Genomic DNA, 21,627 nt, shown 5'->3' with positions numbered 1-21,627 from the left:
CAACAGACAGAAAACTCGCAACTCCTCTTTTTTGCCCTTGAGAATAAGATGCCAGATGGCATTCGGACAGCCTGCGCATGCGGTTTCCGGCAAGGCCTTTACCTGCTTCAAAGTGGCGCTGCGGATCGTAGTGCCGTTGCCCATCGTTCAACTCCTGCCGCACATCATGTTCACGCCCGGCGGCAATGTAATTTGCCAGCCGGGCGTAGTTATCATTTTGGGGCGCACACGGAATGCGTTTACTGATCATAATGCCCTGATCTTTGCCTTCAGGCTGGCCTGAAGCTGATCAATCTTATGGAGCAGTCCGTAAATCTGCTCCTTGTGGCCCGTGGCCAGGCTCTGCTTGAGCAGGCCGCCCAGCCGCCCCAGATCGGCATTGACCTTCAGCAGTTCCCGCCGGGCCTGCTGGTCCTCCCGACTCTCCACCCGGAAGCCCAGACACACGCGCCGGGCGAACTCCGACATGCTCAGCCCGGCCCGCTCACTGGACTCCATGATAAGAGTGAACTCTTCAGGCGTCACATAAGCCTTGACCTGTTCCGTGCGCCTGGGCTTCTCCATACCTTCCGACATGCTACCAGCCCTGCGCTGTCAGCGTATGATTGGCAATCCCTCCCCAAAGAACGAAAAGAGCCTTGAGGGTGTCCCGTTCGCTCACAATGTCGTCCAGGCTATCCACACCACAACGGTTAAGAATATAGTTGCGAATATCTGTCTCCGAGAAATCGGTCACCTGACGCCAGAAAGTCAGCATCCCCTGAAAAGCATCCCTCATCTCCCCTGAAGCCGGATCGCTCTCTTGACGCTCCCAGGTGTGCAGGAAAAAGAGCTTTTTAAAAGTATTGGTAATGGCCTCCATGAAATCGGATTGGGGCAAATCCTCAATCCTTTCAATATGCATTTTCCGGCAAAACCGCGCCACCGCTTCATCCCAAGTCATTTCTTGAACAAATGATTCCATATGGAGCAAACCATACACGGCTTTGACGTTGCCCTTGGATATTTTTCGCCGAGGTCTGAAAAAAAGACCACGCTCCTTAGAGGATATGGCTTCCTTCTCTTCTCCCGGGATGGGCCTCGGTTCTTCCGGCTGTCTGGCCAGCAGCGCCGCTTCCATCGCATTGAAGGCCTCCAGGAACTTTTCCTTCCAGGCCGCCGCCTTCTTGCCCGTGAAGCCCATCGCCAGGAACGCGAAGCCGTCGCGGGTCAGGCGGTAAGCGGGGAACTCTCGCTTGGCTCCGCTGCCGATTTCCGCCTCATAGACCATTGGCGCAAAATTGCGCTCATGGAACTCCTTCGAGCACTCCAAATTGGAGATGGCTTTGAGCACGTCCTTGTGCTCCTTCTCGAAGGCCTGGGCGACGATCAGCGATGTGGTGAACATCTTGCCGTCGTCAATCTCAACAATGTTTTCAATGGGTTGCGTGGTGATTTCCTGTTCGCTGTTCTGGCTGTCTTCCATGTTTTTTGCTCCTTGCTTTTTAGCGTTGAGCCGAAGGCGAATAAGCAAGCCACCCCCGGCGTTGAGGGGGCAGGACGTAAAGTGGTACCACTTTACCTGTCCTGTCTTCTTTTGATTTTGACAACTATAGCACAGTATTATCAGCATTGGTATACTTTTAAAATATTTTCAAAGTGAACCAATGTCGCTCAATGTCGCTCAATGTTGTTCAAAGATTTCAAGAGCTGCTCAAAGCTGCCCAAAGTTGACAAGAGTTGCTAAAGGTCTATAGGGGCGCGGGCACAAAAAACGTAGGCAGAGATTTTTGTCCATCTGCCTACGCTGCAATTTAATGAAGGGAAAAGCGGAAGTGGAGGATGCCCTCCCAGCACGTTATTTTACTGAAAGATGTTCCAGCGCCTCCCGCTGGATCGCCGGAGAAAGCTTTGCGTACCGCTCGGTCATGCTGATCGTCTTGTGCCCGGCCAGCCTGGCAATCGTAAACAAAGGCACGCCCTCAATGGCCAGCCAGGAACAAAATGTGTGTCTGAACGTATGGAAGACAATTTTTTGTTCACTCTCAACGCCTGGGCCATTCAGGCCGGTTTCTTCCATGAACTTTGCGAAAGCGTTGGATGTGACATTACAGGCCAGTTTCTGGCCTCTGCTGCCTGTGAACAGGAACGCGGCATTGTCGGCGGGTATGAGTTTCTTGAGGTCATTTTCAAAGTTTTTCGGAATATATGCGGTTCGCTCGCCTGCCTTGCCGTCTCTGACGCGCATAATTCCCCGAGCGATATTGATGTCGCTTCCGCGTAGATTCAGGATTTCACCAAGTCTGAGCCCGGTGTACAATGCAATCTTTGCTATGTGGTAAAGGTTGCATGACACAAGGCTGAGCCCATCAAGAATCTGCTCAGCCTCCTTATGCGTCAGATACCGCTCCCTTTTTGCAAAAGCATTTTTTACAGTGACCCCGGCAAGAGGATTTTTCCCCTCAACAAGATTCCATTTGAACGCCCTGCTGACGATCCTTTTAAAATCGGAAAGGATTTTCGCCACCGTCGCGGCTTTCAAGGCCGTGCCCTGCTTGCCGCCCCTGGTCAATAGCTCCTGTTTGAAATTCTCGATATCCAGCTCAGAGAGGGCAAGAATATACTGATGCCCAAAACGGGGCCGGATATGATGCTCATACGTCTTTTCCACCACATACTGATCTTTCAGATTCGGCAGCCAGTTTCTTTTAAATACTGCCCAGGCTTCATCAACCGTTATGCCGGAGGGTAGAGGAGGGGGCGGCGTTTCTCCGAACAGTTCGGGATGGCGGATTTTGCGCACACGCTCCCCCCGCAGGTCCAGGGCGTCCTGAACCGTGTAGCCTTCGGAGCGCCAGCCGACTTTCTCGAAGATGAATTTTCCGTTAGTGTCTTTGTAGGTGATGTCAAAGCACTTGTCCGGCTTGCCGTCCGGGCACATGCGGTTCTTCCCGTACCGGAAATAGACGCCGACATACTGCGTCTTGATACGCTTTCCGGTCGGCTGGGAAATCTCGGACATGAGGGCCTCCCATTTCCGCTTGCTAGCTTTTGGAGATTGTGGTAGCCCTCAAATTAAGCTGATTTCCGGATGCGAAACAAGAGAAAATTTAGAAAGAATTTCGACTAAAAATTAAATAGCGTTTTTTCAATAGGTTAACACTCCCTTCTTTTGATGTATTTACATTTCAAAGGTGAAATGTTCTAATGGTCCGCGTAAGCCTCAGAGCTCGCGGATTCAGCTTTCCATCTCCCGGCCACGCGCGTCGGCGGCCAGCACGGCGTCCACCAATTGGCCCGGCAGGCCCACGCGGTCCAGATGATTGACCCCGGCGATGGTCAGGCCGCCGGGCGAACAGACTTCGTCACGCAACTGCATCAGCGGCGCGGGGTTCTGCTCGGCCATGCGCGCCGAACCGGCAAACAGGGCGGCCACCATGCGCCGGGCCTCCTTGTGCTGAAAGCCCAAAGTCACCCCGGCCTGCACCAGCCCCTGCATCATCTCGAAAACATAGGCCGGGCCCGCGCCGATCAGCGCGGAAAAGGCGGTAAAGCGGGTTTCGGGCATTTCCAGGCAAAGGCCCAGGACCCCGAAAAGTTCCAGCAATTCGAGTTTGCCTTCCCGGTCCAGTGCCGGGTCCTCAAAACAGAGGGCAAAAACCCCCTCCCCCACCAGTGCCGGGGTATTAGGCATGCAGCGGACTACCGGGCATTGCCCGCCCACGGCTTCGCGCAGGCTTTTCAGGCTCACGCCCGCCGCCACGGAAACCAGCACCTTGCCGCCGTCGAGGGCCGGACGCATTTCCTCCAGCACAGCGGCAGCCTGGTAAGGCTTGACCGCCAGCACCAGCACATCGGATTTGCGCGCTGTTTCCAGAACGTCGGGCATGACCCGCACGCCTTTTTCAGCCAGGGGGCGCATACGTTCCGGCGTGCGGTTATAGCCGCAGAAGCTATAGCCCTTGTCCCCCAGCCTGTCCGCGAAACCGGCCAGAATGGCCCCGCCCATATTGCCGCAGCCAATGCAGCCGATTGTTCTGCTCATATGTTTACTCCGTCATTTCCAAGGCATTGAAGAAATATGCCAGCTCAACAGCGGCGTTTTCCGGGCAGTCGGAACCATGCACAGCGTTGGCCTCAAGGCTCTGTCCGTATTTGCGGCGCAGGGTGCCGGGCTCGGCCTGGGCCGGATTTGTGGCGCCCATCAGCGCCCGGTAGCGGGCCACCGCGTCCTCGCCGCGCAAGGCCGCGCAAACGACCGGCCCGGAAGACATATAGTCCGTAAGGCTTTCAAAAAAGGGGCGCTCCTTGTGCACGGCGTAAAAACCCTGGGCCTGGGCCTTGCTCAAACGCAGCATTTTCAGAGCTACGGGACGGAGGCCCTCGGCTTCCACGGCGGCCAGAATTTCCCCGGCAAGGCCGCGTGCCACGGCGTCCGGCTTGATGATGGCAAGAGTGGTTTGCAGCATGTCCGCTCCTTGGTTTTATGTGTGAAAATCAACGGCTGTCGGCGCGCGCGCCGTCCCGCGTCTGAAGCTGTGCCAGGTGCCAGACCAAGCGGCGCAGAGGCAGCACGGCGACACCGGCCCTGTCCTGCCAGCGGCGCAGGGCGCTCAGCGTTTCCGCGTACGGATGGCCGATGGCGACGGCGAAACCGGCGCTGCGGGCTCTGGCCGCCGCCGCGTCCAAGGCGGCCAGCACGGCGGAAACGTCCCGGCGCGTATCCAGAAAAACAGCCCGGGCCGCGCTGACCAGCCCGGCGGCGCGGGCTTCCTCCGCCAGCCGGGAATGGGGCTGGGTCAGGCTGTCCAGCACAAAAAAACCGCGCCCGGCCAGTTGCGCGCAGAGCAGGCGGCAGGCGGCGGCGCTGCCCGTGAAACGGGAACCCATATGGTTGTTCAGGCCCAGCGCCGTGGGCAACGCCGCCAGATCCGGTTCCAGCACGGAGGCCAGAGCGTGCGGGCTCATATCCGCGAACAGGGCACCCGGACCCGGCCTGGGGCGGAAGCCGTCGGAGCGGGGCAGAGGCTCCAAGGGCAGATGCACCAGGCAATCCAGGCCCATCTGTCCGGCCAGATCGGCCGTCGCTCCCGCCCTGGGCGCGTGCGGCCAGACGGCCAGAGCCACGGGAAAGGGCAAGGCGGCCAGATCCTCGGCGGGCTCCAGACTCTGCCCCAGATCATCGATGACCAGAATCAGGGCGGCCTGAGGCAAAGGTCGGGCCAGATCCGCCAGAGCCCGTTCCTTGCCGGGAAAATGAAAACGATGCGTCAGCCGCCCGTTCAGGCGGATCTCCAGCGCGCCCTGGTCCGTCCAGGCAAGGCGGGGGCGTAAACGCTCCGGATCAACGGCGGAAAGAGGGGGGAAATCCGGATCTGCGGCGGGGCGCAGTTTTTCCAACAGGGCCACGCCCAGGCGCAACGGCGCGCAAGGCCCTGTAACCCGGTAAGCGCGGATAATCGCCCCCCCAGGCTCCAGCGGCAGCCCTTCTTCGCGCTGCCAGCGGGCGAAAGGCAGAGCCAGAGGCAGCGTCTGGATGACCAGGGCGTCCAGGCGGGCCAGCATAATCCGTTCGGCCCGCGCCTCCGGCCCCTCGGACGCGTCCCGGCCTCCGCCGACGCGCGGGAGCAACGACGCGGGGCCTGCGGAACCGGAAAAATTCTCCGGCGACATGGACCCGTTAGCCAGCCAGAGCGAAAAGGCCAGGGAGCACAGCAGCCAGACCAGACCGCCCAGTCCCAGGCGGGTGGAAGCACGCGGCCCCCCGCCGGACCCCACAGGTCCGGTCAGGGGGCCGGTATCTGTTCCCTTATTGTGCACGCCGAACGTATGCCGTCTCGCGGAGCCCGCCCCTTCAAGGGATCGGGACACGGCCTAGTTTCTGATCTCCCGCATCTTGGGCAGGCTCTTCACGATCTGGAGGGCCATGCGCAACTGATTGTCACGGGCCAGTTGCTCCTTGCCTTCGTCCTTCTTGACCTTGCCCTGGCCGCCCTTCTTATCCTTGCCGTTTTCCAGATGGCGGTTGAGATCCTGTTCGCGCAGGAGGAAGCGGGGATTGTCCTTGTCGTCGGTACGCGGCGGCTCGAAAACCACTTCCAGATCGGGCACGATGCCCTCAGCCTGGATGGAACTGCCGTTGGGCGTGTAATACAGGGCTACCGTGAGCTTGAGGCCGGACCCGTCGGACAGGGGAATGATATTCTGCACCGAGCCCTTGCCGAAGGAGCGTTCGCCCAGAATCAGGGCGCGCTTCTGGTCGCGCAACGCGCCGGCCACGATTTCCGAGGCCGAGGCCGAACCGGCGTTGACCAGCACCACCATGGGCACGCGTACGTCGTCGGCCTGCTTTTTGGCCTCATAAACGCGGTCCGTGCTGTCCCGGCGGCCCTTGATGGAAACGATCACGCCCTTGTCCAGGAAAGTGTCGGACACGCTGACCGCCTGGTCCAACAGTCCACCGGGATTGTTGCGCAGATCCAGCACAATGCCCTTGAGCCCGCCCGTGGCCTTGCTTTCCTTGGCCGCATCCTTGAGCGCGTCCTTGAGTTCCTCGGTGGTGCGTTCGGAGAAACGGGTCAGGCGCACCCAGTAGTAGCCGTCTTCCAGCTTCTTGGACTTGACGCTGATCAGGGGGATGGCGTCGCGCACGATGCGCACGGTCTGCGGCGTCTTGGCATCGCTGTGCAGAATGGTCAGTTCCACATCCGTGCCCTTGGCCCCACGGATGCGCGACACCACTTCCTGCAGCGAAAGTTCCTGCGTGGCCTGGCCGTTGATGGACAGAATCACGTCGCCGGACTGAAGTCCGGCACGGAAAGCCGGGGTGTCCTCAATGGGCGTGACCACCACGACCTGACCGTTTTCCATGGAAATTTCAATGCCCACCCCATAGAATTCGCCGGAGGTGGTTTCCTGCATTTCCTTGTATTCTTCGGCATTCATGAAGGTGGAGTGCGGGTCGAGCCCCTGCAGCAAGCCCTTGACGGCCCCATTGATCAGGTCGTTCTGGGTCACATCCTTCACGTAATAGCGCTCCACCAGATCAAGCACCTGGCTGAAACGCTTCAAGGCTTCGAATTTGCTGGGAGCTTCCTTGGCGGGCTCTTTTTTGGCCTCCGGCGCGGAGGCGGCCTGGGCTGCGGTCAGGCCGCACAAAGCCAGAAGCAATGCAAGAATGCAGGAACGGACAAAAACGCGCATAAGAAGGCCTCCGCGGCGCTGCGCATGCCCGGTTTCCCGGAACGAGTCCGGGGGTCCGGAGTGCGGGCGGACGCCCGCGCCGCCGCCGTTGATGTTGGTATAACCGCGCCAAAAGCGCTGATGGCTGCAAAACGCCATGCGGATACTGACTCTTTTCAGGCCAAAATGCAATGCCGCGGACAGCGCGCCGGAGGCGGCGCAGCCGTGCCCGCCCGCAAGGGCTACGCGCATCGAATCCATACGGCTCGAAGACTCGCCAACGGCTGTCGCTTCCGCGGTACGCGGGCGGCATAGCGTTTGAAACGTATCCTATTTCAAACGCTCACTCCATGCTGCGGAATCGAGGCTCGCCTTTCCGGGAGCATCGCGGCCCCGGAATGTCAAATGACAAAGGAGCCGCCTTACGGCGGCCCCTCCAACCATCACAGTCGCGCATCCGGCGTCAATGCCGCCCCCAAAGCGGCATGAAGCGGCGCGCGGGATCGGTTATTTGCAGCATTCTTCCACTTTGAAGAAAGCCGCCGCGCCCGCGCCGCACACGGGGCAGGCTTCACAGGGGCCTTCGTGGGTATAGCCGCAGATCTTGCAGACGTAATAGTCCACATTGGCAAGAGCGGAAGGATTGGCAATGGCCTTCTTATAGAGGTTGGCATGCACTTCTTCCACCTTGTTGGCGAATTCGAAATACTTGGCAACGGCGGTCTTGCCCTCGGCCTCGGCATCCTTGATCATTTCGGGATACATCTTGGTGAATTCGTAGGTCTCGCCTTCCAGAGCGGACTGCAGGTTGGCGGCCGTGTCGCCGATCTTGCCCGCATTCTTGAGATGCGCGTGGGCGTGAATGGTTTCAGCGGCGGCGGCGGCGCGGAACAGCTTGGCGACCTGGGGCAGGCCTTCCTTGTCGGCCACCTGGGCGAAAGCAAGATATTTGCGGTTGGCCTGGGACTCGCCGGCGAAAGCGGCCATCAAATTTTCCTGGGTCTTGCTCATTGTTTGCTCCTTTTGCGTATCTGAAGTTTATTGTTTCCATTAATGCGAACGATTCCTGTTTATAGAAAGCCGTTCGCCTTGTAAAGCCTTTTCTGTGCATTTCCCCGAAAAAATTTGGAAGAATCATATAACCTATTAATATAATACAATTTTATAAAAATCATTTCATTACGGCTTTCCAGCCCCGTATTTCGCCCTCCCACGCGAGCCCGGACGAAAAAAAGAAAGACTATTTTCCCATTGCCCTTGGCGGCATTGCACGCTACTGAAATTCCGATGAACCCAGAAGAGCTGATCGCCCATTTCGCGCTTGTCCCCCATCCGGAAGGCGGTTTTTACCGCCGTACGTATTGCAGCAGCGGCACTATTCCTCAGGCTGCCCTGCCGCCGGACTTTGCCGGGCCGCGCCCGTTCGGCACGGCCATCCTCTTCCTGTTGCGCGAAGGCGGCTATTCCCGCCTGCATCGCATCCGGCAGGACGAGATCTGGCATTTTTATCTGGGCGGCCCCCTGCGTCTGGCTCTGCTGGGGCCGGACGGCACTGCGCGGGAAGTTCTGCTGGGGCAGAATCCTTTGGACGGCCAGCACCTCCAGTACGCCGTGCCCGCCGGCTTCTGGTTCGGGGCCACGCCCAGCCCCGGTTCCGGCTTTTCCCTGGCGGGCTGTACCGTGTCGCCGGGCTTTGACTTCGCGGACCTGAAGCTGGGCCGCAGAAAAGAGCTGCTGGCGACCTTTCCCGCGGCCGCGGCCTGCATCCGCGAATTCTGCCCGGCAAAAGACAGCGAAGCGGACTGATGACGCGCTACCCCATTCCCGCCGCCGGTCCGGACCGGCCCCACCGCACGGAGCTGCTCATCCGCCGCAGCCGTTTTCTGGCCCAGTGCGCCCACACGCCGGGTCCGGAGGCGGCACGAGCCTTTGTGGAATCCATCCGCCGCGCCAATGCCGACGCCACCCATAACTGCTGGGCCTACGCGGCGGGCGCGCCGGGGCAGACCGCCCGGATCGGCTCTTCCGACGACGGCGAACCCCACGGCACGGCCGGGCGGCCCATGCTGCAGGTGTTGCTGCACTGCGGCATCGGAGAAATTTGCGTGGTGGTGACGCGCTGGTTCGGCGGCGTCAAGCTTGGCACCGGCGGCCTGGTGCGGGCCTATCAGGATTCGGTGCGCGAAAATCTGGCCACACTGGCACTGGCCGAACAGGTGCCCCTGGCCCATCTCGATATCACCTTGGAATACGCCCATCTGGATGGGCTGCGCCGCCTGCTGCCGACGTTTGAGGCCCGGATTACGGATGAGGATTATCACGCCGCTGCCGGTCTGGGGGTGAGCCTGCCGGAAGAGCATCTGGCGGCTTTCCTTGAGGCCGTGGCCGGAATGAGCAACGGCGCGGCCATCTGCCGGGTCAGGGAAGACGGATAGTCCTTCCCCGACCGCAGCCGCGCCGGTTGCACTGCGGGCACCGGTTATTCCTGGATATGCACCGCCAGCCCCGGCACCAGACGCACCTGGCCGTCCACCACCACCCGGTCGCCCTCGGCCAGTTCGCCTTCCACAACGCTGATTCCCTGATGCTCGAAAAGCACCTTGATCTTGCGGTAGACGGCGCGACTGTCCTTATCCACCAGATAGACATAGGATTCCTCGCGGCCGGACTGCACGGCGCGACTGGGCACGGTCAGGGCTTTGGGGGCCACGCCCAGGGGCAGTTCCACTTCCACGAACTGGCCGGGCCAGAGGCGGCGGTCCTCATTTTCAAAGGTACCGCGCAAACGAATGGTGCCGGTGCGCGTGTCCACGCTGTTGTCCACCAGGGTCAGCAGGCCGTTTTCCACTGTCCCGCCCGCGGGCGTGGCCGTGATGGACACGCTCCCCCGGCGCATGCGCTCCAGAATCACCGGCAGATGGACCTCGGGCACGGAAAAATTCACATAAATGGGCGAAAGGGTGTCGATGGTCACAATGGGCGTGTCGTCCGTGGTCTTGATCATATTGCCCTTGTCCACATTGAGCGCGCCGACCCGGCCGCTGATGGGCGCGGTCACCATGCAGTAGGAAAGGTCCAGGGCCGCGCTTTCCACAGCCGCTTTGTCCGACTGCACCGTAGCCTTGAGGGCCGCCGCCTCGGTGGCGGTCTGCTCATAGGCCTCGCGGCTCACATAGCCGCCGCCCACCAGCTTGCCGTAGCGGCGCATGTCGTCGCTGGCCTTGCTCAGCTGGGCCTGGGATTTTGCCAGCAAACCGCGCTTTTCGCGCAGGGCGGCCTCAAAGGGGCGCGGGTCGATGCTGATCAGGGGCTCCCCTGCCCGCACGTCCTGGCCTTCCTTGAAATGGACTTCCTGGATTTCTCCCGTGACGCGGGGCTTGACTCCCACCGTGGCCGAGGCTTTGACATTGCCCACCACGTGCAAGAGGCGCGGCACGTCGGCGCGCGCCACGCTCCGCACATGCACGGGAGCGGGCGGCGGGCCGACGGTCTTGCCGTCGTCGCCGGAACAGGCGTTCAGAAGGGCCGTCAGCAACGGCAGCAGGATCAGACACCAGCGCGAAAAATGCTTCATGATCGTCCCCGAAACAGGTGCGTGGAAGCGCGCGTCAGCATCAGCCGCGCGCCGGTCCGGTCATTTGCTGAAAGTGAATCATGCCCCGCGCTTCGTCAAGAGGACGTTACGGGAACGGCAGGGCAATCGCATGAACAGAGCTAAAAAGAAAAATACTCTCGCGGCAGGCTTGCGCTAACTTTGCGGTTATTTTACAAAATCCGCCTTTTCCGCGCGGGCGGCGTTATCGGCTGCGTTCGCGGGAATAAGGAAGGAAGACTCACTTAATGAAAGCAAATGAATACCCGGCTATTGAAGCATTCATACGATTGCCCTGACGGGAGGGCCCGGGGCACCCCGGGGCCGCAGCGCCCGTAAACATTGACTTTGCGCGTTTTCACGGCATAATGACGCCGCTTCGGGGCGCATGCCCTCATTGTTTCCCGCCGGGCGGCGGCATCCAAGGAGAACACGTTGGCCAAAAACCGCGCATTGCAACAGTGGCGGGTGGAAGATTCCATCGAACTTTACGGCATCCGCAACTGGGGCGCCGGCTACTTCAATGTTTCGGACGCGGGCGAAGTGGTCGTCTGCCCGCAGGGCCCCAAGGGCCCCCAGATTCCCCTGCCGGAAATCATCGCCGGTCTGCATGAGCGCGGTTACGACATGCCCGTGCTGCTGCGGGTGGAAAATATTCTGGATTCGCGCATTACCAGTATCCACGAATCCTTCCGCAAGGCCATTAAAACCCTGAATTACACCGGCGAGTACCGGGGCGTGTTCCCCATCAAGGTCAACCAGCAGCAGCAGGTGGTGGAAAAAATCGCCCAGTTCGGCGCCCGCTATCATCATGGCCTGGAAGTGGGTTCCAAAGCCGAGCTCATCGCCGCCGTCTCCCTGATGCGCGACACCGAGGCCTGCATTGTCTGCAACGGTTACAAGGACGCGGAATTCATCGACCTGGGCCTCCAGGCCCTGCGCCTGGGTTTCAACGTCTTTTTCGTGCTGGAAATGCCCGGCGAGCTGGACGTGCTGCTGGAGCGCGCCAAGGCTCTGGGCGTGCGCCCCAATATCGGGGTACGGGCCAAGCTGGCGGTCAAGGCGGGCGGCCACTGGACGGATTCCGGCGGGGAGCGTTCCACCTTCGGCCTGTCCCCGGCCCAGATCGTGGACGTGGTGGACACCCTCAAGACCCACGACATGCTGGACTGCTTCCGTTTGCTGCACTATCACCTGGGTTCGCAGGTCTCCAACATCCGGGACATCCGCACCGGGGTCATGGAAGGCGCGCGCCTGTACGTGGGTCTGGTGCAGGAAGGCGCGCCCATGGGCTATCTGGACCTGGGCGGCGGTCTGGCCGTGGACTACGACGGCTCGCACACCAATTACATTTCCTCGCGCAACTACAACCTGGACGAATACTGCGCTGACGTGGTGGAAGCCATCATGAGCATCCTGGACGAGCAGCAGGTGCTGCATCCGCACATCATCACCGAGTCGGGCCGGGCCACGGTGGCCTATTATTCCGTGCTGCTCTTCAATATTCTGGACGTGAGCGTGGTGGAGGAAGTGCAGCTGCCCGACGAACTGCCCGAGGACGCGCCGGAACCGGTGCGCAACCTGCGCGAGGTTCTGTCCGGCATTTCCCTGCGCAATCTTCAGGAATGCTACAACGACGCCATTTATTACCGCGACGAAATGCGCCAGCTCTTTTCCACGGGCCGGGTCAATCTGCGCCAGCGCACCCTGGCCGAACGCTTCTTCTGGGCCATCATCATGCGCATCGCCCAGGAAAAAACCCGGCTCAAAAACGTGCCCCGCGATCTGGCGGACATCGACGTGAGCCTGGCGGACATCTATTACGGCAATTTCAGCGTGTTCCAGTCCCTGCCCGACTCCTGGGCCATTGACCAGCTCTTTCCCATCATGCCCATACACCGGCTCAAGGAATTCCCCTCGCGCCAGGGCATTATTTCGGACATCACCTGCGATTCCGACGGCCGCATCGACCACTTCATCGACCCGCAGGGCATGAAATCCACCCTGGACCTGCATCCCCTGCGCGACGGCGAGGAATACTATCTGGGCGTCTTTCTGGTGGGAGCCTATCAGGAAACCCTGGGCGATCTGCACAATCTGATGGGCGACACCAATGTGGTCTCCATCCGGGCCTCGGACGACGGCAGCTATGAATATGTGCGCGAAATCCGCGGCGATTCCGTGGCCGACATCCTGAGCTACGTGGAATATGACCCGCGCCGCATCCTGGAGGATCTGCGCAGCACCGCCGAGCAGGCCGTGCGCCAGGGCCGCATCTCGCCCAGCGAGCGCTTTGCCGTCATGCAGGCTTTTGAGGACGGCCTGCGCGGCTATACCTATTTTGAAAGGTAGGCCTGTCCGGCAGCGCCTGGTTTAACAGGACACAAGGAAGCCCCGCTGCCGGCGGGGCTTCCTTGTGTTTAGGCTCAGCCCGCATCAAAGCGCCCGCTGCAAAGCCGCCTTTTTCCCTACAGCGGCGTGGCAAAAAAGAAATTGACCTCGCGGTATGTTCAATACGGCTTCGCTCAATTTCTCCTTTGCGCCTTGCTGCCCGAAAAAATTCAGCTTTTCGCGGACGACGTTTTAATAAGGGCTGAGCCTAGGGCAAAGAGCGCTCCACGGCTCCGGAAAAATGCCGCTGCTCCAGTTCGTCAATGACGGACAACCAACGCTTGGGAATAAAGAACGGCACGCAGGCCATGCCCAGCGACGCGGCCCGGTGCCGGAAAAAAGCCGCGCCGAGCAGCGTCTTGGGGGCGGGCCCCGTGCCGTTCAGTTCCTGAAAATTAAGGGAAAACTGCACGGAGGTAATGTCCAGCGCCCGGCAAAGAGCGAAAAAGCGCTCCAGTTCCGCGACGGCGTTGTTCTTTTCAAAAATGATGTACTTGAGATGGATGAGCCCGGCCTCGCGGGCCGCCGCCCGGTAGCGTTCAATATTGGCGGTCACCCGTGTGAAACCGTCCACGCCCTTGACCGCCCGGTAGACTTCCGGCGAGGCGCTGTCCAGGCTGACGTTGACGCCGCCCTTGCCGTCCCGCAGCAGAGCGGCAATGGCCGGGGAAAAGCGCAAGGCATTGGTATGCACGTATTGCGGCCGGCCGTTATGCAGAATCCATCGGCTGGCTTCCTCAAAGTCCGGCAGAATGCCCGGTTCGCCGCCGCCCCAGCTGAAAAGGCAATCCCGGCGCAAGACCTTCTGCTCTTCAAGGCTCCGGAGCACAGGCAGAATGGCGTAGCCCGCGCCGTGGCCTCGCCACAAATCGCAATACACGCATCGGCAATTGCACAAATGCCTGTGCATATTGATGCTGACCGACCTGAACAACAGCCGCGCGACGGAACCCTGCGGCGTGTCGATCTCGATACATTCCGGACAGCCCCGGCACAATGCGCCTCCGCTCTGCAATCGTTTCGCGACATTCTGAATATGCTCGGCATAGGCGGCCATATCCAGCCTGCCGCCCGTAAAGGGAAAACGCGGCACGGCAATGGCGTGCACGTTGCAGCAGGGCTGCACCGCATCCGGCTCAAAATTAATGTCATTGCAGAGATTCAGACAGAATTTCATGGCGCACCCACTCTTTGGGCTGCCGGGCCGGAAACCTTTGAGCGTCCGGCCCGGGCCTGTCCCGTGCTCACAACAGATGGCAGCGCGCCCGCCAGCCGGGGGCAAGTTCCTTCCAGGCCGGGGGCTCGCGGCGGCAGATATCCACGGCTTTGGGGCAACGCGGATGAAAGCGGCAGCCCGCGGGCGGATTGAGCGGACTGGGCAGCTCGCCTTCCAGAATCCGGGGCAGGCGGCTTTCTCCGTCGCCGGTGGGCATGGCGGCCAGCAGGGCCTGGCTGTAAGGATGGGCCGCGCCCGCGAACAGGCGCTCGCGCGGGGCTTCCTCCACCACCTGGCCCAGATACATGACCAGAATGCGCGGGCAGATAAAGCCCACCACCGCCAGATCGTGCGAAATGAAAAGATAGGACGGGCTGAAACGCTCCTGCCCATCGCGCAGCAGGTTGAGCACCTGCGCCTGCACCGAAGCGTCCAGGGCCGAAACCGGCTCGTCGCAGATGACCACGTCCGGTCTGGTGATCAGGGCCCGGGCCACGGCAATGCGCTGGCGCTGGCCGCCGGAAAACTCATGCGGATAACGCCCGCCCGTGCCTTCCAGGCCCACGGTGGCGAGCATTTCATCGGCCAGGCGGCGGCGTTTTGCGCGGGGCATATCCCGGGCCGCCAGAGGCTCGGCCACGGAGGCGCGCACGGAAAGGCGCGGGTTGAGCGAGGAAAAGGGATCCTGAAAAACCATCTGAATCCGCCCGGCGGCCCAGCTGGCCGCACCCGCCGGGGGCAACTCCCTGCCCTCCAGCAGCACCCGCCCTTCCGAGGGCGTGAGCAGGCCGCAGGCCAGGCGGCCCAGTGTGGATTTGCCGCAGCCGGATTCGCCCACCAATCCGAGGCTTTCCCCCCGGCGCAGGCCGAGACTCACCCCATCCACGGCGGTAAGCTGTTGCGGCTCACCGAACCAGCCGCGCCGCACCAGAAAACGGCGGCTCACGTCCTCCAGGGCGAGCAGCGGGGCTGCGGAAGTCGTGTTCTCCCCCATTTACGCCGTCCTCTCCTCGACGCCCGCCGAACTGAAGGTCGCCATATCATTATAGACGGCCGCCGCGCAGCGCAACAGGTGGCAGGCCAGGGCCCCGCCCGTGCCCTCGCCCAGGCGCATGCCCAGGTGCAGCAGGGGTTCGCCGGACATCCCGCCTGACATTCCGCTATCCAGGCGGGCCAGCGCCGGGCCGTGGCCCGGTTCGGCCGAGGCGTGGGACAGCACGGCATATCCCGCCAGGTCCGGACAGATCGCCAGGGCCGCAACATAGGCCGCGCTGCAAATAAAGCCGTCCACCAGCACGGGCAGGCGCTGCGCGGCCGCGCCCAGCATGATGCCGCTCATGATTGCGATTTCAAAGCCGCCCACGGCGGCCAGAATAGTTACCGGATCGCCGGAGGCCAAGGCGACGGCGTTGACGCGCAGGGCCTCGCGCACAATGCCCGCCTTGTGCCGGACTATGGCCGGATCGGAACCCGCGCCGGGGCCGGTGATATCTTCGGGTTCCAGGCCCAGCAAGGCGCAGTACAGGGCCGTGCCCGCCGTGGAATTGGCGATGCCCATCTCGCCCGTGCCCAGGCAGCGGTAGCCCTCACGGGCCGCAACAGCGGCCAGCTCCAGACCCAGCCGCAAGCCGTGCAGGCAGGTTTCGCGGCTCATGGCCGGGCCCCGGCTCATATCCGCCGTGCCGTCGCCCAGGCGGCGGTCCAGAAGCATGGGATGCGGCGCAAACGGGCCGCCCGCGCAACCGGCGTCCACCACCCGCAGGTCCAGACCGCCGCAACGGCAAAGCACGTTGACCGCCGCTCCGCCGTTGCAGAAATTCATGACCATCTGCCTGGTCACGGCCTGGGGAAAAGGCGAAACCCCCTGGGCGGCCACGCCGTGGTCTCCGGCCACGGTCAGCATCAGGGCCGGACTGACCGAAAGGGGCAGCCGCCCCCCGCTCATGGCGTACAAGCGGGCGGCCAGTTCTTCCAGCCGTCCCAGGCTGCCGCGCGGCTTGGTCAGGTTGTCCAGATGGGCCTGGGCCGCGTCCAGATCTTCCCGGCGCACGGCCTCAATGCGCAGTCCGGGGAAAAGCGCTTCCAGCTCCGCCGACGTAAAACTGATTTTCTTGTCCATCGGCGGTTTGTAGCCTGTCCGGGACGACGGCGCAAGGACCATTGCCCACTGCTTCCTTTACAAGTCGGCCACGATGATTACCTAGTAAATAAGTCTGTAATTCCGGATTTTCCGGACAGACCGCCCAAACCGCCGTCCCGCATGCGTCATACGGACGGCGAGACTTTACGAGGTGAACTATGTACAATATATATCGCAACGCCCGCCGGGCCGCCCTTTTCTTTTTGTTCTGCCTGCTGACCGCCCTTGTGGGCCTGCCCATCAGGGGCGCGCTGGCCACGGCCGCGCACGAAAGCGCCGGGCCCGCCACGGTTCAGGCCGAGCAGCGCGCGGATGCGGCCCTGACGCGGCCCGTGGCGGCAGTGCTTCCCGCCGCGCCGGGGCAGAATATACCGCGCGGTGAAACGTATTGCGGAAGGTAATCATGCCGAACTGTGCAGTTCAGAGCGTCCGTAGGTTTCTCCTTTTCCTCTTCGTCTGCCTGCTGGCCGGGCTTCCCGGACAGGTCGTCCGGGAAGCCCAGGCCGCGCCAGCGCCGGACAGCCCCCGCCTCACCCCCGTGGTCCGCGCCGTGCAGGCCGTGGCCCCGGCGGTGGTCAACATCACCAGCACTCATATTATCGAGGGGCACCGCGCCTCCCCGCTGGAGCGTTTTTTCGGACCCGGCTTCGGACCCGGCTTTCCGGATTCCGACGGCTTCGGCGCGCAGCCCCGGAAGCGGAAACGCGTCAGCCTGGGATCCGGCGTCATTGTGGACGGCCGCAAGGGCTTGGTGCTGACCAACGCCCACGTCATTGCCGGCGGCGACGAAGTCATGGTTCACCTGCTGGACGGGCGTGAATTCCCCGCCACGGTCAAGGGCGCGGAACCGGATTTCGACATCGCGGTGCTGGAAATCAAGGACGCGCATGATCTGCCCGCCGTGCGTCTGGGCGACTCCGCCGACATCATGCCCGGCGAGACGGTCATTGCCATCGGCAATCCCTTCGGCTTCAACCATACGGTGACCACGGGCGTGGTTTCGGCCCTGGGCCGGACCATCCGCAACGACGGCGGCGTGTTCACGGATCTGATCCAGACGGACGCGGCCATTAATCCCGGCAACAGCGGCGGCCCGCTGCTGAACATCGAGGGCAGCCTCATCGGCATCAACACCGCAGTGGACGCCCGCGCCGAGGGCATCGGCTTTGCCATTCCCATCAACAAGGCCCGCCGGGTCATGGCCGACCTCATGGGCCAGGGCCGCGTGGCCCCGCTCTGGCTGGGGCTCATGGCCGAGGACCTGGACAGCCGCATGGCCATGGCCCTGGGGCTCAAGGAAGCGCGCGGCGTGCTGGTGGGCGCGGTGTTTGAAGGCACGCCCGCAGCCAAGGCGGGGATCGAACCCGGCGACATCATTGAAAGCATCAATGCCTCGCCCGTGCGCGACCGGCGGGATTACATCAATGTGCTGCGCAACCAGACCGGCGGCGAAAGCCTGCGCCTCAGCCTGCGCCGGGGCGAAAAAGTGCTTGCGCTGAGCATGACGCCCGCGCCCTTTGAGGACGCCACGGCCCGGAAGCTCATGGAACGGCGCTGGGGCCTTGCCGTACGGGAAGACAAACAGGGTCTGGTCATCCAGAACGTCCGCCCGGACGGCCCGGCCGCCTTTCTGCGCAAGGGCGATCTGATCGCCGGAGTCGGCGGCATGCGCGTCAAGAATATGAGCGAACTGCTCCAGGCCTTCCGCAAGGAACGCCTGGCCGGACAGGTGCTTTTACAGGTGGTGCGCGGCAACCGGGGCTATTACGCGCGTCTTGTGCTTTAGGGCCGTCCGCGTGCTCTTGCCAGACTGCGCAACAGCCTTATTTGTATGGCGAACCCGCAGTTCAGGCCGGGCCGGGCAAAAAGGCCGGAGGCACTTGACAGGGCGGGGGGCTGACGCTATCCATTTCACAAGCGGCGTTCAGCCGCGGCCTGCATCCGGCAGGACACAAAGTTACTTTGGGAGGAAACAATGGGCTACAATGTGAGTGTTGATAACGACAAGTGCGTGGGTTGCGGCGAATGCGTGGACGTTTGCCCTGTGGAAGTCTATGAAATCAAAGACGGCAAGTCCGAACCCGTGAACGCTGAAGAATGCCTCGGCTGTGAATCCTGTGTGGAAGTCTGTGAAGCCAGCGCCATCACTGTCGAAGAGGCCTAGGAAAACACTGATTAACGATCTTTTGTCCCCTGCCCGCGTCAGGCTCATCCCGTGCGAAACTCATGTATGTCTTGATACACTTCGTTCCGTCCGGTGTTCGCCTTCCCTGGCAGAGAACAAAAATGTTCATTACTCAATGTTTCCCGAGCCGACAGCGTGATGCCCGCACGGCACGCGGCTGATCCGTTCACAGAACTTGTATTCTTTCCACAGTGCCGCCGGGCGTGTGCGCGTCTGGCGGCACTGTTGTAATCCGTCCCGCTGCCCGGGCCTGCTCTCTCGCGGGGAAAATGCCCCGACGGCCCGGCATGGGGAGTCCCGCGCGCAAGCAAGGCGGACTCGCCTTTAACGCGGCCGTTCCCGCGCAATGGAAAAAGCCGGCAGGCGGCACGCGGCATGGTTCCTGATACCGCTGCCGGCGGCTGACGCCGCCATGATTGAGCACAACGCCCGCGCGGGGGCAGCTTCGCTTCCGCGCGAACTACGCCAGGTATAATAATGATCCCTGATCTGAGTCCCATATTTTCCCGCTATGAAAACCTGCGGGCCGAGGCCGACGTCCTGTTCGCGCGGGTGCGCGAAACGCAGTCCGGCTGCGTGACCTGCAAGGAAGGCTGCAGCGACTGCTGTCACGCCGTATTCGATCTTTCGCTGGTGGAAGCCATGTCTCTGAACCGGGCCTTTGAGGCGGCCTTTGCCCACGGGCCCGAGCGTTCGGCCATTCTCACCCGCGCGTCGGAAACCGACCGCCGCCTCACCCGCCTGAAGCGGGAACTCTTTCGCGCCGAAAAGGACGGAGAAAGCCCGGAGGCCCTTATGGCCCGCGCCGCCCAGATCCGGCTGCGCTGCCCGCTGCTGGACGGGGAGGACCGCTGCCTGCTCTACGAGGCCCGGCCCATCACCTGCCGCCTGTACGGCGTACCCACGGCCATCGGCGGGCATGGGCACGTCTGCGGCTTTTCGGCCTTTGAGAAGGGCAAGGCCTACCCCACCGTGCATCTGGACAAAATCCAGGCCCGGCTGGAGGAACTCAGTCGGGAGGTGGCCCGGACCGTGGAATCTCGTTTCTCGGAGCTGCACGAGGTGTACGTGCCTCTTTCCATGGCCCTGATCACCCGCTACGATGAAGCCTATCTGGGCATCGGCAAGGCCAAGCCCGAAGAATGATTCCGGATAAAAATTCCGGAATTTCTGCCCGGAACCGGCGTGCGGCAAGAATGTAGCGCCCACGCTGACGAACCAGAAACAGGCCGAGGCGTTCCTCATGTTTGACAGCATCCCCGCCACTGTTTTCCGCGACGGCACACCGCAGGCGCTGACGGACGAGCAGGAAAAGCTCAAACGCGAGATTTACGAAAAAATGAATCCGCGCCGTCGTAAGTTTGTGGACCGTATCGGTTACGAGAACTGGGACCCGTTCCAGAAGCCCAACGATCCTCTGGACCTGCGCATGGATGTGAGCAAACGCACCACCCAGCAGCTGGTCAATGAATTTCTGCGCGAAGCGGCCCGGAAAGGGCCGTACAGCAACGACTACGGCAAGGGCGCCATGGAATGCGCCTTGGGCGTGGTCAACAAGGATGAAAAATACCAGGGCATTTTCGACTTCTGCCTCTGGTACCATGATCTTTTGAAAAAAGAAGGGCATATCGCATGAAAGAGCGTTACGACGACCTGGACGAATATATCGCGGACCTCAAAAAGGAAATCGAAGCCAACGCGCAATGCGCGACACACTACTACAACCTGGGTCTGGCCCTGCTGAGCAAGCGTGATTTTGTGGCCGCCGAGGAAGCGTTGCTCAATGCGGTGCGCAATTCGCCGCATCTGGCCGAAGCCTATGTGCAGTTGGGCGGCATCTGCCTGGAACGCGGCGATCTGGAAGGCTGCCTGCACTATAATGAGGAAGCCGCCAACTGCCGGGCCAAATTTCCCATTCCCTGGAGCAACATTGCCTTCGTGCATCTGCAGCGCGGCGAGCCGGACAAGGCCATCGCGGCTCTGCGCAAGGCCTTGAAATGGGATCCCAAGTTCATCCAGGCCAAAAACGCCCTGGCCACGGCCTATTACATGAAGGGCGACTTCAAGGCATCCGTGGAAGCCTGCCGGGAGCTGCTGGCCCAGGAGCCGGGCTTTGCCCCGGCCTGGAACAATCTGGCCCTGGCTCTCTTTGACCTCAAGGAATACGAGCAGGCCGTGGAAGCCGCGGACAAGGCGCGCGAACTGGGCTTCGAGGTGTCGGAGGGCTTCCTGGAGGAACTGAAGCCCCACAGGAAGTGAACCGGGTGCGGACGCATTCCGTAACCAGCGGCATATTTTTTGCTTATAAAAACGCGGGCGGTCAATTTTTCCACCGTCCGCGTTTTTTCGCGCCCGGACTCCGGGTTCGCCCCGGGCCGCGACGCCGCCGCATAACAGCCATGCGGATGCAGGCCGTTATGCGGAACCAAAGCAAGGAGCATACGCATGGAACTGGAATTCCGCTTTCGCAATAATGATCTGGGGCCGCATTTTCCCACCTTTCAGGAACGGGTCAACGCCATGTTGCCCGCCCGTCCGGCTGAGCCCGAAGGCATAAGCGCCGAAGCCGCCGCCCCGGTTCTGCCCTCTCTGGAGGAAAGCGCCCCGCTCACTCCGCATATGCCCAACTCCGAGGAAGTACGCCAGACTCTGGCCCAGGTGGAAGAAGAAGCCGTGCAGCAGAGCCGGGAACTGATTGAAGTCCATTCCGGCCTCAACGAACAACGGGTGGCGCGTCTCCTGGGCCTGCTGGACTAGGTGTTTAGTCCCTTTGAGTAATGGTATATGTTATAGCCAACTCGGGAGGGAAGATTTATGGGCCATATGCTCCATGCTCGCGCCAAAACGACTCCGGAAGTGCGTCGAGAGATACAAAATAGTCAAGAAAGTCTGATGACTCTTGCCCAACGCTATGGCGTAAACATCAAAACCATTGCGAAATG

At 61.6% G+C, this 21,627-nt stretch carries 23 protein-coding genes and 1 pseudogene; 11 read left to right on the top strand and 13 right to left on the bottom strand.

Features of this window, described 5'->3' with window-relative positions; translation table 11 throughout:
- The 9 genes from KH208_RS11385 to KH208_RS11345 form a co-directional block, all read right to left on the bottom strand.
- Window positions 1-250 (bottom strand): hypothetical protein (locus tag KH208_RS11385; RefSeq protein ID WP_291436380.1); only part of this gene is annotated, 250 nt, incomplete at its 3' end.
- On the bottom strand, window positions 247-576 hold the full coding sequence (locus KH208_RS11380) for a conjugal transfer protein TraJ (RefSeq protein WP_291436379.1): 330 nt from the start codon (window positions 574-576) through the stop codon (window positions 247-249). The genes KH208_RS11380 and KH208_RS11385, both read right to left, overlap by 4 nt.
- Window position 577: 1 nt before the next feature.
- A complete protein-coding gene (locus tag KH208_RS11375) occupies window positions 578-1,465 on the bottom strand; it encodes a Rha family transcriptional regulator (protein WP_291436378.1) in 888 nt (295 codons plus the stop codon).
- 372 nt (window positions 1,466-1,837) lie between these two features.
- Entirely contained in the window at window positions 1,838-3,001 is a 1,164-nt protein-coding gene (locus tag KH208_RS11370) for a site-specific integrase (protein WP_291436377.1), read from the bottom strand.
- A 216-nt stretch (window positions 3,002-3,217) separates the two neighbouring features.
- Window positions 3,218-4,024 (bottom strand): pyrroline-5-carboxylate reductase, encoded by an 807-nt coding sequence (gene proC, locus KH208_RS11365; protein WP_291436376.1) that lies wholly within the window; start codon window positions 4,022-4,024, stop codon window positions 3,218-3,220.
- A 4-nt stretch (window positions 4,025-4,028) separates the two neighbouring features.
- A complete protein-coding gene (gene ndk / locus KH208_RS11360; protein ID WP_291436375.1) occupies window positions 4,029-4,448 on the bottom strand; it encodes a nucleoside-diphosphate kinase in 420 nt (139 codons plus the stop codon).
- A gap of 28 nt (window positions 4,449-4,476) precedes the next feature.
- Window positions 4,477-5,850, bottom strand: coding sequence for a divergent polysaccharide deacetylase family protein (locus tag KH208_RS11355; RefSeq protein ID WP_291436374.1), 1,374 nt, complete (start codon window positions 5,848-5,850; stop codon window positions 4,477-4,479).
- Between the two features lie 3 nt (window positions 5,851-5,853).
- A complete protein-coding gene (locus KH208_RS11350) occupies window positions 5,854-7,182 on the bottom strand; it encodes a S41 family peptidase (protein ID WP_291436373.1) in 1,329 nt (442 codons plus the stop codon).
- Window positions 7,183-7,668: 486 nt separating this feature from the next.
- The gene (locus KH208_RS11345; protein ID WP_008686080.1) at window positions 7,669-8,172 is read right to left on the bottom strand and encodes a rubrerythrin family protein; all 504 of its coding nucleotides are present in this window, start codon (window positions 8,170-8,172) and stop codon (window positions 7,669-7,671) included.
- Window positions 8,173-8,448: 276 nt separating this feature from the next.
- Here KH208_RS11345 and KH208_RS11340 point away from each other — a divergent pair, with 276 nt between their 5' ends.
- Window positions 8,449-8,967, top strand: coding sequence for a cupin domain-containing protein (locus KH208_RS11340; RefSeq protein ID WP_291436372.1), 519 nt, complete (start codon window positions 8,449-8,451; stop codon window positions 8,965-8,967).
- Entirely contained in the window at window positions 8,967-9,596 is a 630-nt protein-coding gene (locus KH208_RS11335; protein ID WP_291436371.1) for a YigZ family protein, read from the top strand. The genes KH208_RS11340 and KH208_RS11335 overlap by 1 nt, the downstream gene beginning before the upstream one ends.
- 44 nt (window positions 9,597-9,640) lie before the next feature.
- Here the strand turns inward: KH208_RS11335 and KH208_RS11330 are convergent, their stop codons facing one another.
- Window positions 9,641-10,735, bottom strand: a complete 1,095-nt coding sequence (locus KH208_RS11330; protein WP_291436370.1) for an efflux RND transporter periplasmic adaptor subunit — start codon at window positions 10,733-10,735, stop codon at window positions 9,641-9,643.
- Between the two features lie 453 nt (window positions 10,736-11,188).
- On the opposite strand from KH208_RS11330, the gene speA reads away from it, so the two are divergent.
- Window positions 11,189-13,105 (top strand): biosynthetic arginine decarboxylase, encoded by a 1,917-nt coding sequence (speA, locus tag KH208_RS11325; RefSeq protein WP_291436368.1) that lies wholly within the window; start codon window positions 11,189-11,191, stop codon window positions 13,103-13,105.
- A 247-nt stretch (window positions 13,106-13,352) separates the two neighbouring features.
- On the opposite strand, the gene KH208_RS11320 is transcribed toward speA, so the two are convergent.
- The 3 genes from KH208_RS11320 to cobT form a co-directional block, all read right to left on the bottom strand.
- A complete protein-coding gene (locus KH208_RS11320) occupies window positions 13,353-14,321 on the bottom strand; it encodes a radical SAM protein (RefSeq protein WP_291436366.1) in 969 nt (322 codons plus the stop codon).
- A gap of 67 nt (window positions 14,322-14,388) precedes the next feature.
- Window positions 14,389-15,354, bottom strand: coding sequence for an ABC transporter ATP-binding protein (locus tag KH208_RS11315; RefSeq protein ID WP_291436364.1), 966 nt, complete (start codon window positions 15,352-15,354; stop codon window positions 14,389-14,391).
- On the bottom strand, window positions 15,355-16,479 hold the full coding sequence (gene cobT / locus KH208_RS11310; RefSeq protein ID WP_291436363.1) for a nicotinate-nucleotide--dimethylbenzimidazole phosphoribosyltransferase: 1,125 nt from the start codon (window positions 16,477-16,479) through the stop codon (window positions 15,355-15,357).
- Between the two features lie 179 nt (window positions 16,480-16,658).
- Between cobT and KH208_RS11305 the strand changes: the two genes are divergently transcribed.
- The 8 genes and pseudogenes from KH208_RS11305 to KH208_RS11270 form a co-directional block, all read left to right on the top strand.
- Complete coding sequence (locus KH208_RS11305; protein WP_291436362.1) at window positions 16,659-16,901, top strand: hypothetical protein; 243 nt, start codon at window positions 16,659-16,661, stop codon at window positions 16,899-16,901.
- 2 nt (window positions 16,902-16,903) lie between these two features.
- A complete protein-coding gene (locus KH208_RS11300) occupies window positions 16,904-18,286 on the top strand; it encodes a trypsin-like peptidase domain-containing protein (protein ID WP_291436360.1) in 1,383 nt (460 codons plus the stop codon).
- Between the two features lie 189 nt (window positions 18,287-18,475).
- Entirely contained in the window at window positions 18,476-18,664 is a 189-nt protein-coding gene (locus KH208_RS11295; protein ID WP_008686096.1) for a ferredoxin, read from the top strand.
- Between the two features lie 498 nt (window positions 18,665-19,162).
- Window positions 19,163-19,831 carry a YkgJ family cysteine cluster protein gene (locus KH208_RS11290; RefSeq protein ID WP_291436358.1) on the top strand — a complete coding sequence of 223 codons (669 nt, stop codon included), beginning with the start codon at window positions 19,163-19,165 and terminating at the stop codon, window positions 19,829-19,831.
- 97 nt (window positions 19,832-19,928) lie between these two features.
- Window positions 19,929-20,321: a hypothetical protein gene (locus KH208_RS11285; RefSeq protein WP_008686099.1), complete on the top strand. Its 393-nt coding sequence runs from the start codon at window positions 19,929-19,931 to the stop codon at window positions 20,319-20,321.
- Entirely contained in the window at window positions 20,318-20,944 is a 627-nt protein-coding gene (locus tag KH208_RS11280; RefSeq protein WP_291436355.1) for a tetratricopeptide repeat protein, read from the top strand. Before KH208_RS11285 ends, KH208_RS11280 begins: the two co-directional genes overlap by 4 nt.
- A gap of 186 nt (window positions 20,945-21,130) precedes the next feature.
- Window positions 21,131-21,442 carry a pseudouridine synthase gene (locus tag KH208_RS11275; RefSeq protein ID WP_291436353.1) on the top strand — a complete coding sequence of 104 codons (312 nt, stop codon included), beginning with the start codon at window positions 21,131-21,133 and terminating at the stop codon, window positions 21,440-21,442.
- A 57-nt stretch (window positions 21,443-21,499) separates the two neighbouring features.
- A pseudogene (locus tag KH208_RS11270) lies at window positions 21,500-21,627 on the top strand (IS481 family transposase); the annotation flags it as partial.

It is taken from the genome of Desulfovibrio sp. (assembly GCF_018379785.1).
Classification (GTDB): domain Bacteria; phylum Desulfobacterota; class Desulfovibrionia; order Desulfovibrionales; family Desulfovibrionaceae; genus Desulfovibrio.
The sequence above is the reverse complement of the archived record's forward strand: the minus strand, read 5'-3'. Positions and strand labels throughout refer to the sequence as shown.

Coding starts and splice junctions, on each gene's coding strand:
- KH208_RS11380 (WP_291436379.1), bottom strand. CDS start 576: ATGTCGGAAGGTATGGAGAAGCCCAGGCGCACGGAACAGGTCAAGGCT.
- KH208_RS11375 (WP_291436378.1), bottom strand. CDS start 1,465: ATGGAAGACAGCCAGAACAGCGAACAGGAAATCACCACGCAACCCATT.
- KH208_RS11370 (WP_291436377.1), bottom strand. CDS start 3,001: ATGTCCGAGATTTCCCAGCCGACCGGAAAGCGTATCAAGACGCAGTAT.
- proC (WP_291436376.1), bottom strand. CDS start 4,024: ATGAGCAGAACAATCGGCTGCATTGGCTGCGGCAATATGGGCGGGGCC.
- ndk (WP_291436375.1), bottom strand. CDS start 4,448: ATGCTGCAAACCACTCTTGCCATCATCAAGCCGGACGCCGTGGCACGC.
- KH208_RS11350 (WP_291436373.1), bottom strand. CDS start 7,182: ATGCGCGTTTTTGTCCGTTCCTGCATTCTTGCATTGCTTCTGGCTTTG.
- KH208_RS11345 (WP_008686080.1), bottom strand. CDS start 8,172: ATGAGCAAGACCCAGGAAAATTTGATGGCCGCTTTCGCCGGCGAGTCC.
- KH208_RS11340 (WP_291436372.1), top strand. CDS start 8,449: ATGAACCCAGAAGAGCTGATCGCCCATTTCGCGCTTGTCCCCCATCCG.
- KH208_RS11335 (WP_291436371.1), top strand. CDS start 8,967: ATGACGCGCTACCCCATTCCCGCCGCCGGTCCGGACCGGCCCCACCGC.
- KH208_RS11330 (WP_291436370.1), bottom strand. CDS start 10,735: ATGAAGCATTTTTCGCGCTGGTGTCTGATCCTGCTGCCGTTGCTGACG.
- KH208_RS11320 (WP_291436366.1), bottom strand. CDS start 14,321: ATGAAATTCTGTCTGAATCTCTGCAATGACATTAATTTTGAGCCGGAT.
- KH208_RS11315 (WP_291436364.1), bottom strand. CDS start 15,354: ATGGGGGAGAACACGACTTCCGCAGCCCCGCTGCTCGCCCTGGAGGAC.
- cobT (WP_291436363.1), bottom strand. CDS start 16,479: ATGGACAAGAAAATCAGTTTTACGTCGGCGGAGCTGGAAGCGCTTTTC.
- KH208_RS11305 (WP_291436362.1), top strand. CDS start 16,659: ATGTACAATATATATCGCAACGCCCGCCGGGCCGCCCTTTTCTTTTTG.
- KH208_RS11300 (WP_291436360.1), top strand. CDS start 16,904: ATGCCGAACTGTGCAGTTCAGAGCGTCCGTAGGTTTCTCCTTTTCCTC.
- KH208_RS11295 (WP_008686096.1), top strand. CDS start 18,476: ATGGGCTACAATGTGAGTGTTGATAACGACAAGTGCGTGGGTTGCGGC.
- KH208_RS11290 (WP_291436358.1), top strand. CDS start 19,163: ATGATCCCTGATCTGAGTCCCATATTTTCCCGCTATGAAAACCTGCGG.
- KH208_RS11285 (WP_008686099.1), top strand. CDS start 19,929: ATGTTTGACAGCATCCCCGCCACTGTTTTCCGCGACGGCACACCGCAG.
- KH208_RS11280 (WP_291436355.1), top strand. CDS start 20,318: ATGAAAGAGCGTTACGACGACCTGGACGAATATATCGCGGACCTCAAA.
- KH208_RS11275 (WP_291436353.1), top strand. CDS start 21,131: ATGGAACTGGAATTCCGCTTTCGCAATAATGATCTGGGGCCGCATTTT.